The 20,777-nt window shown below is 48.8% G+C and carries 17 protein-coding genes; 9 read left to right on the forward strand and 8 right to left on the reverse strand.

Annotation, left to right across the window (positions count from 1 at the left end):
- Nucleotides 1–63: 63 nt before the first annotated feature.
- Complete coding sequence (gene yihG / locus J4N45_RS18500) at nucleotides 64–948, reverse strand: 1-acylglycerol-3-phosphate O-acyltransferase, YihG family (RefSeq protein WP_252012965.1); 885 nt, start codon at nucleotides 946–948, stop codon at nucleotides 64–66.
- 199 nt (nucleotides 949–1,147) lie between these two features.
- Here yihG and J4N45_RS18505 point away from each other — a divergent pair, with 199 nt between their 5' ends.
- Both J4N45_RS18505 and J4N45_RS18510 read left to right on the forward strand, forming a co-directional pair.
- Nucleotides 1,148–2,137 carry a DUF2860 domain-containing protein gene (locus J4N45_RS18505; protein ID WP_252012966.1) on the forward strand — a complete coding sequence of 330 codons (990 nt, stop codon included), beginning with the start codon at nucleotides 1,148–1,150 and terminating at the stop codon, nucleotides 2,135–2,137.
- Between the two features lie 138 nt (nucleotides 2,138–2,275).
- The gene (locus tag J4N45_RS18510; protein ID WP_252012967.1) at nucleotides 2,276–3,253 is read left to right on the forward strand and encodes a DUF2860 family protein; all 978 of its coding nucleotides are present in this window, start codon (nucleotides 2,276–2,278) and stop codon (nucleotides 3,251–3,253) included.
- On the opposite strand, the gene J4N45_RS18515 is transcribed toward J4N45_RS18510, so the two are convergent.
- Entirely contained in the window at nucleotides 3,254–4,777 is a 1,524-nt protein-coding gene (locus J4N45_RS18515) for a YifB family Mg chelatase-like AAA ATPase (RefSeq protein WP_252012968.1), read from the reverse strand. It abuts the gene before it with no gap.
- A gap of 479 nt (nucleotides 4,778–5,256) precedes the next feature.
- On the opposite strand from J4N45_RS18515, the gene ilvG reads away from it, so the two are divergent.
- From ilvG to ilvA, 5 genes are read left to right on the forward strand one after another with little or no spacing between them, the layout of a single operon-like run.
- Nucleotides 5,257–6,903 (forward strand): acetolactate synthase 2 catalytic subunit, encoded by a 1,647-nt coding sequence (ilvG, locus tag J4N45_RS18520; RefSeq protein ID WP_252012969.1) that lies wholly within the window; start codon nucleotides 5,257–5,259, stop codon nucleotides 6,901–6,903.
- Entirely contained in the window at nucleotides 6,903–7,184 is a 282-nt protein-coding gene (ilvM, locus tag J4N45_RS18525) for an acetolactate synthase 2 small subunit (protein ID WP_042478104.1), read from the forward strand. The genes ilvG and ilvM overlap by 1 nt, the downstream gene beginning before the upstream one ends.
- A 14-nt stretch (nucleotides 7,185–7,198) precedes the next feature.
- On the forward strand, nucleotides 7,199–8,140 hold the full coding sequence (locus J4N45_RS18530) for a branched-chain amino acid transaminase (RefSeq protein WP_128649116.1): 942 nt from the start codon (nucleotides 7,199–7,201) through the stop codon (nucleotides 8,138–8,140).
- 29 nt (nucleotides 8,141–8,169) lie between these two features.
- Complete coding sequence (gene ilvD / locus J4N45_RS18535; protein ID WP_252012970.1) at nucleotides 8,170–10,011, forward strand: dihydroxy-acid dehydratase; 1,842 nt, start codon at nucleotides 8,170–8,172, stop codon at nucleotides 10,009–10,011.
- A gap of 2 nt (nucleotides 10,012–10,013) precedes the next feature.
- Nucleotides 10,014–11,552 (forward strand): threonine ammonia-lyase, biosynthetic, encoded by a 1,539-nt coding sequence (gene ilvA / locus J4N45_RS18540; protein WP_252012971.1) that lies wholly within the window; start codon nucleotides 10,014–10,016, stop codon nucleotides 11,550–11,552.
- Nucleotides 11,553–11,600: 48 nt separating this feature from the next.
- Here the strand turns inward: ilvA and J4N45_RS18545 are convergent, their stop codons facing one another.
- Together J4N45_RS18545 and punR are read right to left on the reverse strand one after the other, a co-directional pair.
- Nucleotides 11,601–13,268 carry a sensor domain-containing diguanylate cyclase gene (locus tag J4N45_RS18545; RefSeq protein ID WP_252012972.1) on the reverse strand — a complete coding sequence of 556 codons (1,668 nt, stop codon included), beginning with the start codon at nucleotides 13,266–13,268 and terminating at the stop codon, nucleotides 11,601–11,603.
- 85 nt (nucleotides 13,269–13,353) lie between these two features.
- Complete coding sequence (punR, locus tag J4N45_RS18550; RefSeq protein ID WP_252012973.1) at nucleotides 13,354–14,259, reverse strand: DNA-binding transcriptional activator PunR; 906 nt, start codon at nucleotides 14,257–14,259, stop codon at nucleotides 13,354–13,356.
- Between the two features lie 138 nt (nucleotides 14,260–14,397).
- On the opposite strand from punR, the gene punC reads away from it, so the two are divergent.
- A complete protein-coding gene (punC, locus tag J4N45_RS18555; RefSeq protein ID WP_252012974.1) occupies nucleotides 14,398–15,603 on the forward strand; it encodes a purine nucleoside transporter PunC in 1,206 nt (401 codons plus the stop codon).
- A 76-nt stretch (nucleotides 15,604–15,679) separates the two neighbouring features.
- On the opposite strand, the gene J4N45_RS18560 is transcribed toward punC, so the two are convergent.
- On the reverse strand, nucleotides 15,680–16,456 hold the full coding sequence (locus tag J4N45_RS18560) for a transporter substrate-binding domain-containing protein (RefSeq protein ID WP_252012975.1): 777 nt from the start codon (nucleotides 16,454–16,456) through the stop codon (nucleotides 15,680–15,682).
- Between the two features lie 92 nt (nucleotides 16,457–16,548).
- Between J4N45_RS18560 and J4N45_RS18565 the strand changes: the two genes are divergently transcribed.
- Nucleotides 16,549–17,292, forward strand: coding sequence for an amino acid ABC transporter permease (locus J4N45_RS18565; protein WP_252012976.1), 744 nt, complete (start codon nucleotides 16,549–16,551; stop codon nucleotides 17,290–17,292).
- A gap of 93 nt (nucleotides 17,293–17,385) precedes the next feature.
- On the opposite strand, the gene glmU is transcribed toward J4N45_RS18565, so the two are convergent.
- From glmU to atpD, 3 genes are all read right to left on the reverse strand, one after another.
- Entirely contained in the window at nucleotides 17,386–18,747 is a 1,362-nt protein-coding gene (gene glmU / locus J4N45_RS18570; protein WP_234494889.1) for a bifunctional UDP-N-acetylglucosamine diphosphorylase/glucosamine-1-phosphate N-acetyltransferase GlmU, read from the reverse strand.
- 153 nt (nucleotides 18,748–18,900) lie between these two features.
- The gene (locus tag J4N45_RS18575) at nucleotides 18,901–19,323 is read right to left on the reverse strand and encodes a F0F1 ATP synthase subunit epsilon (RefSeq protein ID WP_042478114.1); all 423 of its coding nucleotides are present in this window, start codon (nucleotides 19,321–19,323) and stop codon (nucleotides 18,901–18,903) included.
- Between the two features lie 18 nt (nucleotides 19,324–19,341).
- Nucleotides 19,342–20,745, reverse strand: coding sequence for a F0F1 ATP synthase subunit beta (gene atpD, locus J4N45_RS18580; RefSeq protein ID WP_112460762.1), 1,404 nt, complete (start codon nucleotides 20,743–20,745; stop codon nucleotides 19,342–19,344).
- Nucleotides 20,746–20,777 lie beyond the last annotated feature (32 nt).

A 20,777-nucleotide genomic window follows, 5' to 3' on the forward strand; every position in this document is an offset into this window, starting at 1 on the left:
CTAGCGTCAAAATAACGGATGTAGAAAAAACCGAGCCCAGTCAACACTGAAGGCTCGGTTTTTTTATTTACGATGAATCTCTTTTAGCGCTTCATCTTTTTCTTGCCAGACCTCTCCCAGCCATTGCTGAAAGCGACGTTTGTATGGCTTGTCATTAAAGTAATCGCCGCGGACATTCTCGTCGACGGGTAAGGTTCGCACCTTAACAACGATCTTGGTCATGTTCCCCATCAACGCTGCCTTAAAAGGCTCAACACGGTTTTCTGGGTAGGCAAGTGTCACATCGATAATGCTATCAAACTGTTCGCCCATCGCGGCCAGTGTGTAAGCTATGCCACCCGATTTAGGCTGCAGTAAGTGCTCGAAGCCAGCTTTGCTGCGTTTTTGCTTCTCTGGTGTAAAGCGCGTCCCTTCGACATAGTTCACGACCGTCGTCGGGGTATCCTTAAACTTGGCGCACGAGCGGCGGGTGGTTTCCAAATCTTGACCACGCTTCTCTGGGTGCTTAATCAAATACTCGCGAGAATAGCGCTTCATAAAGGGCATATTCAGCGCCCAACACGCCATCCCCACGAATGGCACATACAGCAGCTGCTGTTTAAGGAAAAACTTTGGCATTGGAATACGGTCTTTAAACACGCTGCACAGCACGACGATATCAGTCCAGCTAAGGTGATTGCTGATCATCAGATACCAGCCATCTTTTTTCAGCGATTCTATGCCTTCAATATCCCATTCGAGCTTTGGATTCACCAAATGCAGTATGCCGTGGTTTATGGTTGCCCATAGCCACATAAACTTGTTTGCCAGCGAGGTACACAGTGCCTGAATAGGCTTAAACGGCAACACCAGTTTGATCAACCCAAAACCCAAGATTGGGATAGAGCAAAATGCCGTGTTGAGAATGACGAGCGACGAACTCATTACAAAAATTAGGTATCCAAGCATATCTAACGTTCTATGAAGTATTTGTAACAGTTTTATGGCGGTTAATTGTACAAGGGGAAAAGCCCCACGCAACGATTAATTAATTGGTCTGATTTGTGTTGTAACTTGCAAAAAACAATCTTATTCTGAACCAATAACATAACATAAACATATAATTACAACCGTTACCTCGATATTCAGAATGTGATAAGGAACCGTTATGAAAAGGGCATGGAGTGTCTTAGCAGTGTCACTGAGTGTTGTCTCTCATGGTGCAGTGGCTAAATTAGGAGAAAGTAATGGCTTTAGTGGCGAGATAGCAATAAACGCCGCTTACGCCAGTAAAACGTCAAATCTCACCAATACCGATGATGAATTCCGTACCTACAATGGGGGACAGCAAGAAAATAGCAGCGCGCTCGTTCTGCCTCTAGGTAACGTTCAATACACATGGGGCTCACGCTCCAACCATCAAGTTTTCTTAGGTACCTCTCGAGCAGACGTAGCAGTCGGTACTTTAGCGCTAGAAACAGGCTATCGCTATCAGTTTCAAGGTGGTACCAAGTGGAGTCTAGCAGTACTCCCAACCATTCTTGAGGGCGAAGTTTGGCAAGACCCCTACCTCCTCAATACCGCGCGAAGCACCACGGATGAAAAAGGCACGGCCTACCGTATGCAGATCGATAATATCGCCGGTTCTCTGTTTAGTCTCGACCTAGCTTATGGTAAACGCGAACTGGATTCAGAACTATCCGGCTCGGGAGCGGGCTTAACCGCCGAAGAAATGGCAACACTAGACCGTAATGCCGATATCTTCTACGGCAAATTCAAGATGATGCTACCGATCAATCGAGGCGTTCTGTTGTTCCCGGCGCTGATCTACACCCAGCAAGATGCCAATGGCAGCGCGATGAAGAGTAATACTTATGGTGCTGAAGTGTCTTCCTTCATCTCGGCAGGAAATCACCAATTTGCCTTCACTGTAACCTACTTGAATCGTCAGTATGACGGTGCCAACCCAGTATTTGATGATGTCACTCGCAAAGATGATGAGTGGAAAGCCTTCTTGGCCTATGAGTATCCAGGCATCTTTTATTCGGACAACCTATCATTGGTTGCTTTCGGTGGTATCAACAACAGCAGTTCAAATATCGAGTTCTATGACTCCAAAGATTGGATTACGTCTGTCGGTCTAAACTGGGATTTCTAATAGAAGCCCGCCCAAAGCATTAAAGTAATCAATATATGGCTTAGCAACACGTGTTGTTAAGCCATTTTTTGTCGTTAAAGTATCCGCACTAAATATAGGTGTACGTGTTGAACGTGCCTTTTTACTGACGGATGTAGTATGACGATAAGCAAGCCTCTTCTCAGCGCCACATTGCTGGTAGTGTTCTCCCATTCTGTATCGGCGGCTCTTGCACCCGAGAGCGGGTTTAGCGGAGAGATATCCATCAGTAGTGCGCAGGTTGGTGATAAGTCGAATCTTGTTGCGAGCTTAGATCCAAAAATAAGCGCCTCACAAGAAGCCTATGATAATTTTTGGATGCCACTTGGCGTGGTGAAATACACCTATGGTACTCAGCGTGACAAAGAGTGGTTTGTCGGTACATCTCGAGACGACATCGCAGTCGGTACCTTTGTGCTCGAAGGTGGCTACCGTCAGCAATTGCAAGACGGCTCCATTTGGAGTGCCTCTTATCTCCCTACCGTGATTGGTGAGCCCATCTGGAAAAACCCTTACGTTGGTGCCGATCAGCTCGAAGAGACCGAAGCAAAGGGCGAAGCCTATCGCCTACAAATAGAGAATATTGCAGGCTCATTGTTTACACTTGATATGGCTTACGGCAACCGCGAGGTAACCGACGAAAGCTCCGCCGCCAACCTAACAAACAACCTGTCGAGTCAATACGACCGTAACAGCGACATGTACTACGTCAAAGGCTCTTACACCCTATCGATGAACAACGCTTGGACGCTGTTTCCCTCGCTGATTTACCTCCTAGATGACGCCAAAGGCGAAGCGCTTAACAACCAAGGTGTGGGCAGCGAACTTACTGCTTTGTTTGTTCATAAAAAACATAGCATTGCCGCAACCATGAGCTACATGAATCACGAATATCGTGGTAACAATGCGATATTCGAGCAGTCTAGTCGTATCGACGACAAGTACAGTGCATTTCTTGCCTATGAGTACCTGTCGCTAGGAAACATTGAGTCCCTATCGCTGATCTCGCTCTCTGGCTACAACGCGACAGACTCCTCAATAGCCTTCTATGACTCCGTAGATTGGATCACCTCTATTGGTATGAACTTCGCGTTTTAACTACACCGCTTGCGCAGTAAGCTGCTTGAGCAATCTGTCCATCGCGCGGTAGCCTAGCGCCTCTGCAATATGAGCTCTCTGGATGTTGGGCTCATTGGCAAGGTCAGCAATGGTTCGCGCCACCTTGATAATACGATGATACGCGCGTATCGATAGACCGAGTCGATGCAGAGCATTCTCCAGAAACTCGGCATCGGCTTTTTCTAATCGGCAGTAATGCTCAATTTCACGACTTTGCAATAGGGCATTCACTTTACCACTTCGCGATAGCATGGTCTCTCTGGCAACCAACACACGCTGCTTAACCACTTGCGTGGTTTCTCCCCTATCGCCACCTTCCGCCAAGGTCCCTTTGGGCAGTGAAGGTATCTCGATAGACATATCAAACCTGTCCAGCAGCGGTCCGGATAATCGGCTCAGATAACGAAGAATGAGCTGCGGATTGGTTCTGGCTTGATTGCCTTCGTAGTAGCCTGTAGGGCTCGGATTTAGTGCACCAACAAGCTGAAATCTCGCTGGAAAACGCGTTTTTCCTTGGGCGCGAGAAATGATGATCTCACCAGACTCTAGTGGCTCACGAAGTGAATCCAGCACTTTACGCTCAAACTCCGGCATCTCGTCTAAGAAAAGCAGCCCGTTGTGCGCCAGAGAGATTTCTCCCGGTCTTGGAATAGATCCGCCACCAACCAGTGCGGCCATTGAACTGGAATGATGGGGCGCTCGAAAGGGTCTGGTTTTCCAGTTGCTCTCGTTGATCTCCTGCTGAGTTAACGAAGCGACAGAGGCGGTTTCCATCGCTTCTTCTTCACTCATCTCCGGCAGCAAGTCACACAGGCGAGAGGCAAGCATTGTCTTGCCGGTGCCCGGTGGTCCCAAGAACAATAGATTATGATTACCTGCCGCTGCGATCTCCAAGGCACGTTTGCCCTGTTGCTGACCAATAATATCTTGAAGATCGCGCGTTTTAGCGCAAGATGGCGCTCGGGCTTTACTGGTCACCAAAGAGAGCGTCTGCTGCCCCATCAGATAACTGCACACATCCAATAGTGAGGAGGCAGACTTGTGGTTCTCTTTGCCCACGAGCGCGGCTTGGTCGCCATTGTCTTCTGGTACAAGCAAGCAGCGCTGCGCTTTGTTAGCGGCGAGCGCGGCAGGTAGCACGCCCTTCACCGATCTAAGCTCCCCTGACAGCGCCAGTTCACCGACCAGCTCATGTGCCAGTAGCTTATCGTGTGGCAGTTGGTCGGACGCGGCGAGTATTCCTAACGCTATCGGTAAATCAAACCGCCCTCCCTCTTTAGGCAGATCCGCAGGGGCGAGATTAACCGTAATTCTTTTGGCCGGAAATTCGAAGCGAGAGTTGATGATGGCACTGCGAACTCTGTCCTTAGATTCTTTTACGGTTGTCTCGGGAAGTCCTACCAGTGTAAAGCCTGGCATGCCATTACTGATGTGCACTTCCACCGTCACCAAAGGTGCCTCCACACCAACACTGGCACGGCTATAAATAATAGATAATCCCATAGAATCCCTTTTTTATTCCGACTTCTCTTTGTTAGACGGTTAAAAGTCAGATTTTTATATATACCCAATGTTATATCTCGACATTTAATGCTGAGTAAATGTGAAGAAAGTATGATTTTTTGCTTGTCAGCTAACAGAAATTTGTGATACCACTAGGGACGCAAACAATTTCGTTAGACACAACGCAACGATTAATAAACAAGATAATGACTTTTAACGCACACTCTCACACTCTGATTAGCCTGATTATTGTGGTCCTGATTGGTACCGCACGGGGGCATGTGGGCGTTAAATAACCACAAGATTTTAAAAACCCCCGCACTGAAAAGTCCGGGGGTTTTTTTACAAACTCATATTAGTAATTTGATAGTGATCACTCATTGAAGGCCAACTGGCTGAGATGACAGGAAGAATGGAGCACAACATGTGCAAGCGAACGACAAATCGTCACGATAAGCGTGGCACTCAAGGAGGCTATAATGACAGGTGCTGAATTAGTTGTAGCCGCATTGAAGCAGCAAGGTATCGAGACCGTGTTTGGTTACCCAGGGGGAGCCATCATGCCAATCTACGATGCCTTGTATGACGGTGGTGTGGAACATATCCTTTGCCGACACGAACAAGGCGCTGCAATGGCTGCCATCGGAATGGCAAGAGCCACCAAAGATGTTGCTGTTTGCATGGCAACCTCAGGCCCTGGAGCCACCAACCTTGTCACCGGCCTTGCCGACGCTTTCCTTGATTCTATCCCTCTCGTTGCCATCACTGGCCAAGTTGCTAGTTCACATATCGGTACTGATGCCTTCCAAGAAATGGATGTGATCGGTATGTCTCTCTCGTGTACCAAACACAGCTACCTCGTGACTGATATCAACGAACTCGCTCCCACTCTAGCCGAAGCATTTGAAGTTGCTAAAACAGGCAGACCTGGTCCTGTCATCGTTGATATCGCCAAAGATGTCCAACTTGCTAATGCTCCGGTGGACGTGCTTCCTCCATTTACACCACCTGCGATCCCAGTTGCTGATGAGCAGCAGGTAAAACGCGCTCAGCAACTACTTGATGAAAGCTCTCGTCCAGTGCTGTATGTCGGCGGTGGTGTTCAGCTTGCCAATGCGACCGAGTCGGTTCGCGAGTTCCTTCGCATCAACCCTATGCCAAGTGTCAGCACGCTTAAAGGGCTGGGTACGATTGACCGCCACGACCCTCACTACCTAGGCATGCTCGGTATGCACGGCACCAAAGCCGCGAACTTAGTGGTGCAGGAGTGTGACCTACTCATCGTAGTCGGCGCGCGCTTTGACGACCGTGTGACCGGTAAGCTAGATACGTTCGCACCGCACGCGAAGGTGATTCACATCGATATCGATGCGGCAGAATTCAATAAGCTTCGCGAGGCACATGCGGCACTACGTGGTGACATCAATGTGATCTTGCCTCAGCTTGAGCTATCAAAAGACATCAACGCATGGGCGCATCACAGTGAGAGTCTTCGCAGCGGCTTCAAATGGCGCTATGACCACCCAGGTGATCTGATTTTTGCCCCGCTGCTGCTAAAACAGCTGTCGGACATGATGCCTGAGAATTCCATAGTCTCTACCGACGTTGGTCAGCATCAGATGTGGGCTGCTCAGCACATTCAACCAAGACTGCCTGAGAACTTTATTACCTCAGCAGGTCTCGGCACTATGGGCTTTGGTCTGCCAGCGGCGATGGGCGCTGCGGTAGGACGTCCTGATGACCAATCGGTACTGATTACTGGTGATGGTTCATTCATGATGAACGTTCAAGAACTCGGCACGCTTAAGCGCCGTCAGATCCCAGTAAAAATTGTACTGTTAAATAACCAACGTCTTGGTATGGTAAGACAGTGGCAGTCACTGTTCTTCGACGGCAGACATAGTGAAACGATTTTGGATGACAACCCAGATTTCGTCATGCTTGCTAAAGCCTTTGATATTCCTGGCAAGACCATCACGCGCAAAGAAGAAGTCGAGCCAGCACTGAAAGATATGCTGGAGTCAAAGACCTCTTACATGCTGCACGTGCTGATCGATGAAGAAGAAAACGTATGGCCTTTGGTTCCACCAGGTGCCTCAAATAGTGACATGTTGGAGAATACCTAATGGACAGATATCTACTAGACATCAAAGCCGATGACAAACCTGTCTTGCTTGAGCGCGTATTGCGCGTGATTCGCCACCGTGGCTTTATCATCAAACAAGTGGCCGCCACTCAAAACCATGAGAGTAAGATTGCCAGTGTTGAGATCATCGTAGATAGCGATCGCCCGATCACTACCTTGATCAACCAGATTGAAAAGCTTTGGGATATTCGTACCGTCGAGGTAACAGAGCTTAAAAACAACGAACTGACCAATCACAACCTACAAGAACAAAGTGCATAAGGAAGGAATGCTAAATGGCTAAAAGTACAGCAGATTTTATTTGGTTTAATGGTGAGATGGTTCCATGGGCAGAGGCGAATGTACACGTCTTAACCCACGCAATGCACTACGGCACATCGGTTTTTGAAGGGGTTCGCTGTTACAACACGCCAAAAGGGCCTGTGGTATTCCGTCACCCTGAGCACGCTAAACGTCTAAAAGATTCTGCAAAAATTTATCGCTTCCCAATTCCTTTTACCGAAGAAGAAATCATGGAAGCGACACGTGAAACACTGCGTCAAAACAAGTTGGAATCCGCGTATATCCGTCCACTTGGCTTTGTAGGTAATGTCGGTCTCGGTGTTTGTCCACCAGAAGGTACGGTCATGGATCTCATCATCGCCGCTTTCCCATGGGGCTCTTACCTAGGTGAAGAAGCACTCGCAAACGGTGTAGATGCGATGATTTCTAGCTGGAATCGCGCCGCACCTAACACGATTCCAACGGCGGCGAAAGCGGGTGGTAACTACCTATCATCACTACTCGTTGGCGGTGAAGCCCGTCGTCATGGTTATGATGAAGGCATCGCGCTGAGCGTTGACGGTTACCTATCAGAAGGCGCGGGTGAGAACATTTTCGTGGTTAAAGATGGCGTGATTACGACGCCACCAGCCACCAGCGCTATCCTTCCTGGTATTACCCGTGACTCTATCATGACGCTAGCAAAAGACATGGGCTATGAAGTGCGTGAAGCCAACATTGCTCGCGAAGCGCTATATCTTGCCGATGAAGTGTTCATGACAGGCACAGCGGCGGAAATCGTTCCAGTTCGCACTATCGACAAAATTGAAGTAGGTGAAGGTAAACGCGGCCCAATCACTAAAGTGATGCAAGACGCGTACTTCGGTTTATTCAACGGCACCACTGAAGATAAGTGGGGCTGGTTGGACTACGTCTACCCACAAGATAACCAGTAAGCACCAAGTAAATTTAAGGAAGTATTACAATGCCAAAATATCGTTCTGCCACCACAACCCATGGTCGCAATATGGCTGGTGCGCGTGCTCTATGGCGCGCAACTGGCGTTAAAGATGAAGACTTCGGTAAGCCTATCATTGCTGTTGTGAACTCGTTCACTCAGTTTGTTCCAGGCCACGTACACCTGAAAGATCTTGGTCAGCTCGTCGCTCGCGAGATCGAAGAAGCGGGCGGCATCGCGAAAGAATTCAACACTATCGCTGTAGATGACGGTATCGCAATGGGCCACGGCGGCATGCTGTACTCACTGCCATCGCGTGAACTCATCGCCGACTCAGTCGAATACATGGTGAATGCACACTGTGCCGATGCGATGGTATGTATCTCAAACTGCGACAAGATCACCCCGGGAATGCTGATGGCCTCAATGCGCCTTAACATCCCAGTGATTTTTGTGTCTGGCGGCCCAATGGAAGCAGGTAAAACCAAGCTTTCTGATCAGATCATCAAGCTGGATCTGGTTGATGCGATGATCCAAGGCGCCGATCCAACGGTTTCTGACGAACAAAGTGAGCAAATTGAGCGCTCTGCATGCCCTACCTGTGGTTCTTGCTCTGGTATGTTTACCGCTAACTCTATGAACTGTCTGACTGAAGCACTAGGTCTATCTCAGCCAGGTAACGGCTCTCTACTTGCCACGCACGCAGATCGTGAAGTGCTATTTAAGAATGCAGGTAAGCGCATCGTTGAACTCACTAAGCGCTGCTACGAGCAAGATGATGAATCAGCACTGCCTCGAAACATTGCCAATAAAGATGCATTTGAGAACGCAATGGCGCTTGATATTGCCATGGGTGGCTCAACCAACACGGTACTTCACTTGTTGGCAGCTGCCCAAGAAGGTGAAATCGACTTTGATATGGAAGACATCGATCAGATGTCTCGCCGCGTGCCTAACCTATGTAAAGTGGCACCATCAACGCCTAAGTATCACATGGAAGACGTACACCGCGCGGGTGGTGTTATCGGTATCCTAGGTGAACTTAACCGTGCAGGCATCTTGAATAACCAAACCAAGACCGTACTTGGTCTGACAATGGAAGAGCAGCTGGCTCAATACGACATCATGCTGACTGACTCGGAAGAAGTGAAATCCTTCTACCGCGCAGGTCCTGCTGGCATTCGTACCACACAAGCCTTCTCACAAGATTGTCGCTGGGACACCCTTGATGACGACCGTGAAAATGGCTGTATCCGCACTAAAGAAAATGCGTACAGCCAAGACGGCGGCCTTGCGGTGCTAAAAGGCAACATCGCACTGGATGGCTGTATCGTTAAGACGGCAGGCGTGGATGAGAGCATCCTGAAGTTCCAAGGTCCTGCTGTGGTATTCGAGAGCCAAGAAGATGCGGTAGATGGCATCCTAGGCGGCAAAGTGAAAGCCGGTGATGTTGTGGTTATCCGCTACGAAGGTCCAAAAGGCGGTCCGGGCATGCAAGAGATGTTGTACCCAACGACTTACCTAAAATCTATGGGTCTAGGCAAAGAGTGTGCGCTACTGACTGACGGCCGCTTCTCTGGCGGTACATCGGGTCTGTCTATCGGTCACGCCTCTCCAGAAGCGGCTAATGGCGGTACGATTGGTTTGGTAAAAGATGGCGATATGATCAACATCGATATTCCAAATCGTGAGATCACGCTTGTTGTTTCTGAAGACGAGCTAGCCGCTCGCCGCACAGAGCAAGACAAGCTTGGCTGGAAACCTGCTGATCGTGAACGTACAGTTTCTCTAGCATTGAAAGCCTACGCCAATCTAGCCACCAGCGCCGACAAAGGCGCGGTACGTGACAAGTCCAAACTCGAGGGCTAATCATGAGTGACGTAGATAATCATCCCGTATCTGGCGCAGATTATCTGCGTCAGGTTCTCAGAGCACCAGTGTATGAAGTGGCGACTGTATCGCCGCTTCAAGATATGCCAAGACTCGGCGCTCGCATCGGAAACCAAGTCCAAATCAAGCGTGAAGACAGACAGCCTGTACACTCGTTCAAGCTTCGCGGCGCCTACAACATGGTGGCAAACCTTAGCGATGAACAAAAGCGTGCAGGTGTGATTGCTGCTTCAGCAGGTAACCACGCTCAAGGCATGGCGCTGTCGGGCACCAAGCTCGGCATCAATACGACCATCGTGATGCCAAAAACCACACCAGACATCAAGGTAGAAGCGGTACGCGGCTTTGGTGGCAACGTGGTGCTTCACGGTAGCAATTTTGATGAAGCGAAAGCTGAAGCTGAGCGTCTTTCAAAAGAGCATGGCTATACCTTTGTTCCCCCTTTCGATCACCCTCTGGTGATTGCAGGACAAGGCACTATTGGTATGGAAATGCTGCAGCAAAATGGTCACCTTGATTACATCTTTGTCCCTGTGGGCGGCGGTGGTCTGGCGGCGGGTGTTGCCGTGCTAGTCAAGCAGCTTATGCCTGAAATCAAAGTAATTGCAGTAGAGCCAGAAGATTCCGCTTGTCTAAAGGCCGCTTTAGATGCAGGTGAACCAGTCGTCCTTGACCAAGTGAGCATGTTTGCAGACGGCGTAGCAGTGAAGATCATCGGTAACGAGACCTTTAGGCTATGTCAGCAGTACATTGATGGTCACATTACCGTATCTAGCGATGAGATCTGCTCAGCGGTGAAAGATATCTTTGAAGACACCCGCGCTATTGCAGAGCCATCTGGTGCGCTTGCGTTAGCGGGTCTTAAGAAGTTTGCTGAGAAGCATCAGCTTAAAGACAAGCAGCTGGGTACTGTGCTTTCTGGTGCAAACACCAACTTCCATGGTCTTCGCTACGTCTCTGAGCGCTGTGAGCTGGGTGAGAAACGTGAGGGCTTACTCGCGGTGACGATCCCAGAGCGTCAGGGGGCTTTCTTTGAGTTCTGCAATATCATTGGTGGGCGTGCCGTTACTGAGTTTAACTACCGTTACAACGATGATGAGCTAGCAAACATCTTCGTTGGTGTGAGACTGGTTGGCGGCCAAGATGAGCTCGATGGCATTATTAGCGACCTTCGCACCGGTGGCTATCCTGTCGCTGATCTCTCTGATGATGAGATGGCGAAACTGCACATTCGTTACATGATAGGCGGTAAGCCATCGAAGCAGCTTAAAGAGCGTTTATACAGCTTTGAGTTCCCTGAATACCCGGGTGCCCTGCTTAAGTTCTTGAGCACGTTAGGCACGCACTGGAACATCAGTCTGTTTAACTACCGTAACCATGGTGCCGATTATGGTCGTGTATTGTGTGGGTTTGAGCTTGAAGATAGCGATCTAAGCGAGTTCTCAACTCACCTTCGAGAGCTTGGTTATCAGTGCAAAGATGAAACGGACAACCCGTCCTATAAGTTCTTCTTATCCTAAAATAAAACACCCCGTTATGGGGTGTTTTTGTATCCGTTGCAATTAAGCTTACTGGCTTTCAACCAACTCAAGCTCCGGTGATTTCGCTTCACTGTATTGGCGATAATTCACCACGCGATCCCTGCCCTGCTCTTTTGCCATGTAGAGCGCTTTGTCTGCCATCTTAACCAGCCCCTCAATATCAGACGATGGCTCAGGGTAAGTCGACACACCAATAGAAACGCTTAGTTGACCCAACGATAGCCCTTTATGCTCAAGGTGCATGGTACGTATCTGTGTCACGATATTGTCGGCGTACTCAGTCGCTTCATCCATATCACTGTGCGGCAAGATCACCGCCAGCTCTTCCCCACCCAAACGGCAAGCAATTTCATCATCAGAGACGGTGCGTTTTAGCATCGCACTGATCTCTTTGAGCACGTAATCACCCGCATCATGGCCGAAGTTGTCGTTAAATCGCTTGAAGTGGTCGAGATCCAACATCAACAGAGATAGCGACTCCGTGCTGGTCGCCGAGTTATTCACATGTTCTGTGAGCTTCTGCTCGAAGAAACGGCGGTTGTAGAGTCCTGTTAATGGATCGCTAAGTGCTTGCGAACGCAGCTTCTCTTGCAAGCTCAGGTTCGCCAGTGCCAACCCTAAGTGCTCGGCAACGCTATAGGCAAGCTGTGTTGTGATCTCATCAACCTCTATCTCTCCTTGACCAAAATAGAGATGCATAATGCCAATGGTGTTGCCATGAGCGGTCAAAGGGATGCACAGAGTTTGGTTCTGCTCGATCGATGCCATATGCTCGCAAGAGAGATTATGGAAGGTCTCAATCGACAGATGACTTCGACCTTTGCGCAGCGACCAACATTCGTCGGGCGCAAAGCTGCGACTTCCCGGCCATGCCTCACCCCAATCCAATTGCGTCACCAACTGATTTCGAGAAGATCGCATCAGCGAGATACTGCCGTTTACCTTACCAAGAATACGCGGCACGATATCCTCAACCACACGCTGCGCTTCAATCAGGTTATTACAAGCAGCAAGCATATTCGCGAGGCGATGCATGAGCTCAATTTCTAAGGTGCGTTGGCGAATTCGCTCATCTTGTTTCTGTTTCTCTGCGGTCACGCTGAGGATGATTTGTCGATGACTCCAGACAGAGGTAGTGATAAGAATCGCTAAACTCAGTAGCGCTAATCCGATTAAGATGCCCATCAATTGATAGGTAATGCTTTTTAAGTGGTGCATTGGAACGGCAAGCACAATCACGTAGTCTTGATCGCCGACGTACATCTTGCGCGCCGAGTAGAACATGTCGACTGACAACACTGAGCTAAAGCGGACATCTTCACCAACACCTGTTTCCCATGCCTTGATGAACTCTGGGCGGTCTGCGTGGTTATCGAGATCCACCAGCGCTCTGTCCGACAGCGCCGTGTCCCCCACAACCGTACCAAAGCCATTAATCACCTGAATTCGCGCGTCAGCATCGGCTTGAGTGAGATCGCCGATGTAGTCATCAATCGCCTGACTGCTGACAAAGCTTGGTGCATCTTCTTGAATTTCATAGATAACATCCGCAAGCAACGATTCTGTAGTTCGCCTTACGGAGTCATGGATGGATTTCTCCAATGTGATATAAAAACCGTACAACCCAACCAGCATACATACTGATAGCGCTATGACTGGCAGCATCTGCCACTTCTTATCAATCAGCTTAGACATACAACAACGCTACTTTTACCGAACACCATATTAACAGTTTTCAAAATAGCGTCATTTTTAATCAAGAGCAACGATTAGATGATATTTATGTCGATTGCAGCCAGTCACGATAGAGCTGCTGCTCATCGCCCAGATAATCCACCATCCACTCAAGGAGCTTATGGTTATCATGTTTTCGCCACACCATGCAGCATTCACTCGATAGCTTAGCGTCCAGCAATACACGCTCAACCAAAAGACCTTGGCGAACCAAAGGCTCAGCAATATGGCTGGGCATGTAGCCAATTCCTACATTGCTTTTCAAACACTCAATCGCAGTGAACCAGTTAGGAAGCAACAAGCGACGCTGCTGCGGAAAGTGTTCTGTGTGACGTTTTGGCAATTCACGCGAGGTATCATCAATGCAAATGGCAGGATATTGGCTGACTAGAGTTTCATCCAGCGTGTCTGCTAGTGCGCACGGATGCGTCGGCGACATCACCAGAGCCCAGTCTAGACTACCAATCTTCTTAACCCCATATTCGCCACTAACAGGAATTGCAGATGTCGCGCCAATCACAATATCGGCACGCTCCTGTGAGATAGCCTCCCAAGCTCCGTTGTACACTTCCATGTTGATCTGCAGCTCAGCAAACTCAAACTCACGGTAAAAGTCTTCAATAAGATCCGACAGCTTGTCGACCTTAACGATATTATCTAGGGTCAGCTTTAAGCTACTTTGCCAGCCCTGAGCTGCACGGCGGGTTTGGTGAGTCAGTTCATCCATGCGGCGCAGCATTTGGCGAGCTTCCAATATGAACACCTCGCCGGCAGGCGTCAGCTCTACCTTGCGTGGTAAACGGGTGAACAGCTGCACGCCAAGTTCTTGCTCTATCTGACGCACGCTATAGCTGATCGCAGAAGGGACTTTGTGCAGCACTTCTGCTGCTGCGCTAAAACTGCCTAAATGTGCGACCGCATCGAGCATTTCTAATGAAGAACGTGAGTACATAACTAGATTTCAAATTTTTTGATAGATGACCACAAAATATAGCGTTTTATTTTTGTTTTATCCAAAAATAGAATACACCCCATCAGCAGTATGGGCTGGCGCCAATCCATTCCTGTGAAAATATTTCAAGGAATAACAATGAAAATCTCTAAACTTCAACTTGTCTACTTATCCGCATTGTCCATGTTGGGCTTTATCGCCACGGATATGTATTTGCCTGCGTTTAAACTTATCGAGCAGGACTTTGCCACTGGGCCCGAGCAGATCGCGCTATCACTGACGGTATTTCTTGTTGGTATGGGGCTGGGTCAATTTGTATGGGGGCTGGCGAGTGATCGCTTTGGTCATCGTAAAACGCTGTTTGCCGGACTCGCTATCTTCACCGTCGCGTCATTTGGTCTGGCTTGGAGCGAACAGGTGTGGCAGTTGTTATCGCTGCGTCTGCTGCAGGCGATTGGTGTCTGTGCACCCGCTGTTATCTGGCAATCTATGGTTATCGATAAATTTGATAAGAAAGCCAGCCAACAGATTTTTGCCACCATTATGCCGCTCGTCGCACTATCTCCGGCACTCGCGCCACAGCTTGGTGTCTTGCTGACAGAAATGTGGGGCTGGCATAGTATTTTCGTGGTTCTGGCGATCACAGGCGCGCTACTGGCAATGATCACTCTATCACTTAACGATCATCCAAAATCCATCGAGCAACGATCGTCCATTGGCGCCGATCTTAAGAGTTTGTTTGGATCAAGAGAGTACATGGGCAATGTGATCATGTACGGGGTGGCATCGGCGGCATTTTTCGCTTACCTAACTGGTATGCCAGAAATCATGAGCCAGCTTGGCTACTCAGCGAAAGACATTGGTCTTAGCTTTATCCCGCAAACCATCGCCTTTATGGTTGGTGGCTATGCAGGTAAAAAGCTAGTGGCAAAACTCGGTGATGATGCAGTACTTAAGCAGTTACTTGGGTTAGAAACCGTGGCTATTCTAATGGTGTTTGTAGCGTGTCAGTGGGAGCTTAGCAGTGTTTGGCCAATCCTATTGCCATTCTGTTTGTTAGCTGTCGCCAATGGCGCTCTATACCCAATCGTAGTGAACCGTGCGCTATCGAGCGCAACGCACTGCTCAGCAACGGCTGCGGGTCTGCAAAATAGCCTACAGATAGGGGTAAGCAGCCTAGCCAGTGCCATTGTGGCCGCGTTTGCTGTTATGGCGCAGTCTGCGGTTGGCTACGTCATTCTAGGCTGCTTGGCTATCATGTGGATTGGCTATCTGATTGCTAACCCAGCGGTCACCGAGGAGCTAACGATTCCTGATAACTCTCGCGTCGTTAGCGACGAATAAAGACAAAAAAGGGCGACCTCGCACAGTATGCAGGTCGCCCTTTCTACTTATCGACTGGACTTATTATCGACAGTGCTTACAGACTTTTCAGTCCCCATTTCTCTGCCGTCGCGTCAAAGAAGCCTTGGGTCTTCTTAAGCTCTACCCAGTGGTTTACGTAGTTAATCCATACTTGGTCCTTTTGTGGCAGCAGCATAGAGATTGGCGTTGGCTTACGTGGCTCTTCTACTGGCACAATCGCCAATTGCTTAAACTTGGTCACCAAGGTCGCTGCTTCAACGTTTGAAGTCACAGAGACATCAGCTCGGCGAGCCAATAGCTCTTGGAAGTCACGCGCTGGCGCTTCAATCACGATGTGTTCGGCATCAGGGAAGAAGTCTTTGACCATCTTCTCTTGCACTGTACCTAATGTCGCTGCCACCTTAACTTCAGGCTTGTTGAAGTCTGCCCAATCAGCGTACTTCTCAAGGTCTTTCTTTTGCACTACTGGTACAAAAGCTAAGTAGAAATACGGTTGGCTGTACCCTGCTACCTTAGCGCGGGACATGTTAAGTGACGCGCTTCCCGTGATATCGTATTTGTTGGCGGTAATACCGTTAACCAATGTCTTCCAATCGGTCGCCACATATTCCACCTTGACGCCAAGATCTTTGGCAAGCTCAGTGGTCACATCAATATCAAATCCACGATAAGAGTTGGTCGCCGGATCTTTCATGGTCATCGGGTTCCAGTCTCCCGTGGTTCCGACCCTAAGCACACCTGAGTCTAGGATCTTTTGTAGACGACTGGTTTCTGCCGCTACCTGACCGATAGAAAGAAAAGTAATAATAAAGCCCAGAATCCACTTCTTCATTGAATAGTCCCTAAAATTATTAAACATTCGTGGTACATCCTTGATAACATAGCAGTAACAGATGGATTTTTCAGGAATATTTAGGGACGATTGTGAGCTATCGATTACTTGCTGTTGTTTTGTGCCTACCACTACTAAGTGGTTGTTCTGATTACGAGTGGGGCTGGTATGTGCTCGACCCCTCCACCGAACAAGGGAAAACCAACCTCGGCTTCTTATTGGCAGGTTTTAAGGACACTATCTATGTGTCGCTGCTCAGTATGGTATTTGCCATGCTGTTGGGTCTACTTGTTGCCTTTCCCGCACTCTCTGACAAACCTTGGCTGCGCGCGATAAACCGCGTCTATGTTGAAGTAATACGCTCCATTCCGGTGCTGGTACTGCTGCTCTGGGTCTACTACGGCATGCCCACACTGCTTGACGTTTCACTTAACCATTTCTGGGCTGGCGTGATAGCACTGACTATCGCTGAGAGTGCTTTTATGGCTGAGGTGTTTCGTGGCGGTATTCAAGCCGTGACTCGTGGTCAACATGAAGCGGCAGAATCGTTAGGGCTCAACTATTGGCAGAAAATGCGCTTGGTTATTTTGCCTCAGGCGTTTAGGCAGATACTGCCGCCGCTGGGGAACCAGTTTGTCTACATCTTAAAGATGTCTTCACTGGTGAGTGTCATTGGCTTAAGTGATTTAACTAGGCGTGCCAATGAGCTGGTGGTTAACGAATACTTACCATTAGAGATCTATACCTTCCTAGTGTTGGAGTACTTAGTGCTGATTCTGCTGGTTTCTCAGGCCGTGCGATGGCTAGAGAAAAGGATTGCGATCCCAAGTCACTAACCACCAGCACAATATATCACAAGGCTTAACTAAGCTTCAGAAACCAAAAAGGGTCTCAATGAGACCCTTTTCACTATTAGAATGTAATCTTGATTACTTTTTCTTTACTGGACGCTGCCAGCCTGTGATCTTGCGCTCTTTAGCGCGAGTGATCACTAACTCACCTTCTGCTACGTCTTTGGTTAGGGTAGTACCCGCACCAATCGTTGCGCCATCAGCAATCGTCACCGGCGCCACCAACTGGCTATCTGAGCCTACGAACACATCGTTACCGATAATGGTCTTAAACTTGTTCGCGCCATCGTAGTTACAGGTAATAACACCGGCCCCAACGTTAGTGCGCTGACCGATCTCTGCATCACCAAGGTAAGTAAGGTGGTTTGCTTTAGAGCCTTCGCCTAGGCGAGCATTTTTCACCTCAACGAAGTTACCCACATGAGAGTCATTGCGCATGTCAGCACCAGGACGTAGGCGAGTGAATGGACCTACGGTACATTGTTCACCAACCGTCGCGCCTTCAATCACGCTGTATGGGCGTACAATCGTGTTGTCATCGATTTCACAGTCTTTCAGCACACAGCCGGCACCAATCACTACGTTATCGCCTAGCGTTACGCTACCTTCGATGATGACGTTAGTATCGATTTCGACATCCATACCACACTGCAGCTGACCACGTAGGTCGAAGCGTGCCGGGTCACGCAGCATAACGCCCTGCTCTAGCAGCTTCTGTGCTTGCATAGATTGGAATGCACGCTCTAGACGAGCGAGCTGAGCGCGATCATTAACACCTTCAACCTCAATTGGGTTCGCTGGGTGTACCGCTTCTACTGCACGGCCTTCATCGTGCGCTGCAGCAATCACGTCTGTTAGGTAGTATTCGCCTTGAGCATTATCGTTGCTAAGGCCAGATAGCCAGCGCTTAAGATCGCCACCCGTTGCGACCATCACACCCGTGTTGATCTCTTTAATCAGCTTTTGCTCTTCAGTCGCATCTTTTTGCTCGACGATAGCAACCACAGGACCATTCTTACGCACGATACGACCGTAACCCATTGGGTTATCCAGCACGACAGTAAGCAGTGCAATACCGCCTGTTGGCTGCGCATCTAGCAGGTTTTCAATAGTTTGTTCAGAGATTAGCGGTACATCACCGTACAGAACAAGAACCTTCTCGTCATCGGCTAGATGAGGTGATGCTTGATCCACTGCGTGACCGGTGCCCAGTTGATCGGCCTGCAAAACCCAGTTTACGGTTTCTTGCTCAAGAGCAGATTTCATTAGGTCGCCACCGTGGCCATACACTAGGTGGATATTTTGAGATCCCAAGCCTTCGCACGTATCGATGACATGTTTCACCATCGGCTTACCCGCTAAGGTATGCAGCACTTTCGGCTTATTGGAATACATGCGGGTTCCCTTTCCCGCGGCGAGAACAACTGCGCTGAACTTCATTATTATCAAACCATTGACGTTAAAAATATTGTCAACATTCTAACGATGAATCGCAGCAGTGTTAATGTCGGTATGCAAATTTACGCTAAAAAATAAGCAAAAAGGCGACCAAACGGTCGCCTTTCTCATCGCAGTTAATCTAATCGGGCTAGATTAACGACGTTTTTTTGTCAGTTCGATTACTCGAAGCTGAGCAATGGCTTTAGCCAGTTCACTGGCCGCTTGCGCGAAGTCCATGTCGCCATGCTGATTAGAAATCGATTCTTCAGCTTTGCGCTTGGCTTCTTCTGCCTTCGCTGCGTCTAGTTCCTCACCACGGATAGCCGTATCAGCCAGTACAGTCGCTGTACCAGGCTGAACTTCTACAATACCACCAGAGACATAAATGAACTCTTCGTGGCCGTGCTGTTTAACGATACGCACCATACCAGGCTGAATAGCGGTCAGCAGCGGTGTGTGACCATGGAAGATACCAAGTTCACCTTCGCTACCGGACACCTGGAACGTTTCTACGCGACCAGAGAAAAGCTTTTTCTCAGCGCTTACTACGTCTAGGTGAAAGGTTATTGCTGCCATATCGCCTCCTATTTAGCCTTATAGCTTCTTAGCATTCTCGATAGCATCGTCGATAGTACCGCAGTACATGAACGCTTGCTCTGGAATGTCATCGTAGTCACCAGCTAGTAGACCTTTGAAGCCACGTAGAGTCTCTTTAAGAGGTACGTAGATGCCAGGGTCGCCAGTAAATACTTCCGCTACGTGGTAAGGCTGAGTTAGGAAACGCTCAATCTTACGAGCACGAGATACTACTTGCTTATCTTCTTCAGATAGCTCGTCCATACCTAGGATCGCGATGATGTCTTTCAGCTCTTTATAACGCTGCAGTGTTTGCTGCACACCACGAGCTACCTCGTAGTGCTCTTGACCAACCACTAGTGGATCAAGCATACGAGACGTTGAATCTAGTGGGTCAATCGCTGGGTATAGACCCATAGCAGCGATGTTACGGTTAAGTACAACCGTCGCATCCAAGTGCGCAAACGTTGTTGCTGGAGACGGGTCAGTCAAGTCATCCGCTGGTACGTATACCGCCTGTACAGACGTGATAGAACCAGTTTTTGTTGACGTGATACGCTCCTGAAGTACACCCATCTCTTCTGCAAGAGTTGGCTGGTAACCTACCGCAGATGGCATACGACCTAGAAGTGCCGATACCTCTGTACCTGCAAGTGTGTAACGGTAGATGTTATCAACGAATAGTAGTACGTCACGACCTTCGTCACGGAAACGTTCTGCCATTGTTAGACCAGTCAGTGCAACACGTAGACGGTTACCTGGTGGCTCGTTCATCTGACCGTAAACCATTGCTACTTTTGATTCTTCAGGCTTCTCAACGTTTACAACGCCTGCTTCCTGCATCTCAAAGTAGAAGTCGTTACCTTCACGAGTACGCTCACCTACACCCGCAAATACGGATAGGCCTGAGTGTTGTAGTGCGATGTTGTTGATAAGCTCCATCATGTTAACGGTCTTACCTACACCTGCACCACCGAATAGACCGATTTTACCACCCTTAGCGAATGGACAAACCAAGTCGATTACTTTAACACCCGTTTCTAGAAGAGCGACTTCGTTAGATTGCTCTTCGTAGCTTGGCGCTTCACGGTGAATCGCATAGCTTTCTTCTGCACCGATCTCACCACACTCGTCAATCGCATCACCAAGTACGTTCATGATACGACCAAGAGTCTTAGTACCTACTGGTACTGAGATTGGCGCGCCTGTGTTCTCTACTGTTACGCCACGACGTAAACCATCAGAGCTACCCATTACGATACAACGAACTACGCCACCGCCTAGCTGTTGTTGAACTTCAAGAACAAGACGCTCTTTAGAGTCCGTTACGTTTAGAGCGTCGTATACACTTGGTACGTCACTCTGTGGGAACTCTACGTCGACTACCGCACCGATGATCTGTACGATCTTACCTGTAGCCATCGTTAATCCTCTAATCTATTTCGTTTTACCTA

Origin of the sequence: Vibrio sp. SCSIO 43140, from assembly GCF_023716585.1 — a bacterium.
Taxonomy (GTDB): Bacteria; Pseudomonadota; Gammaproteobacteria; order Enterobacterales; family Vibrionaceae; genus Vibrio; species Vibrio maritimus_B.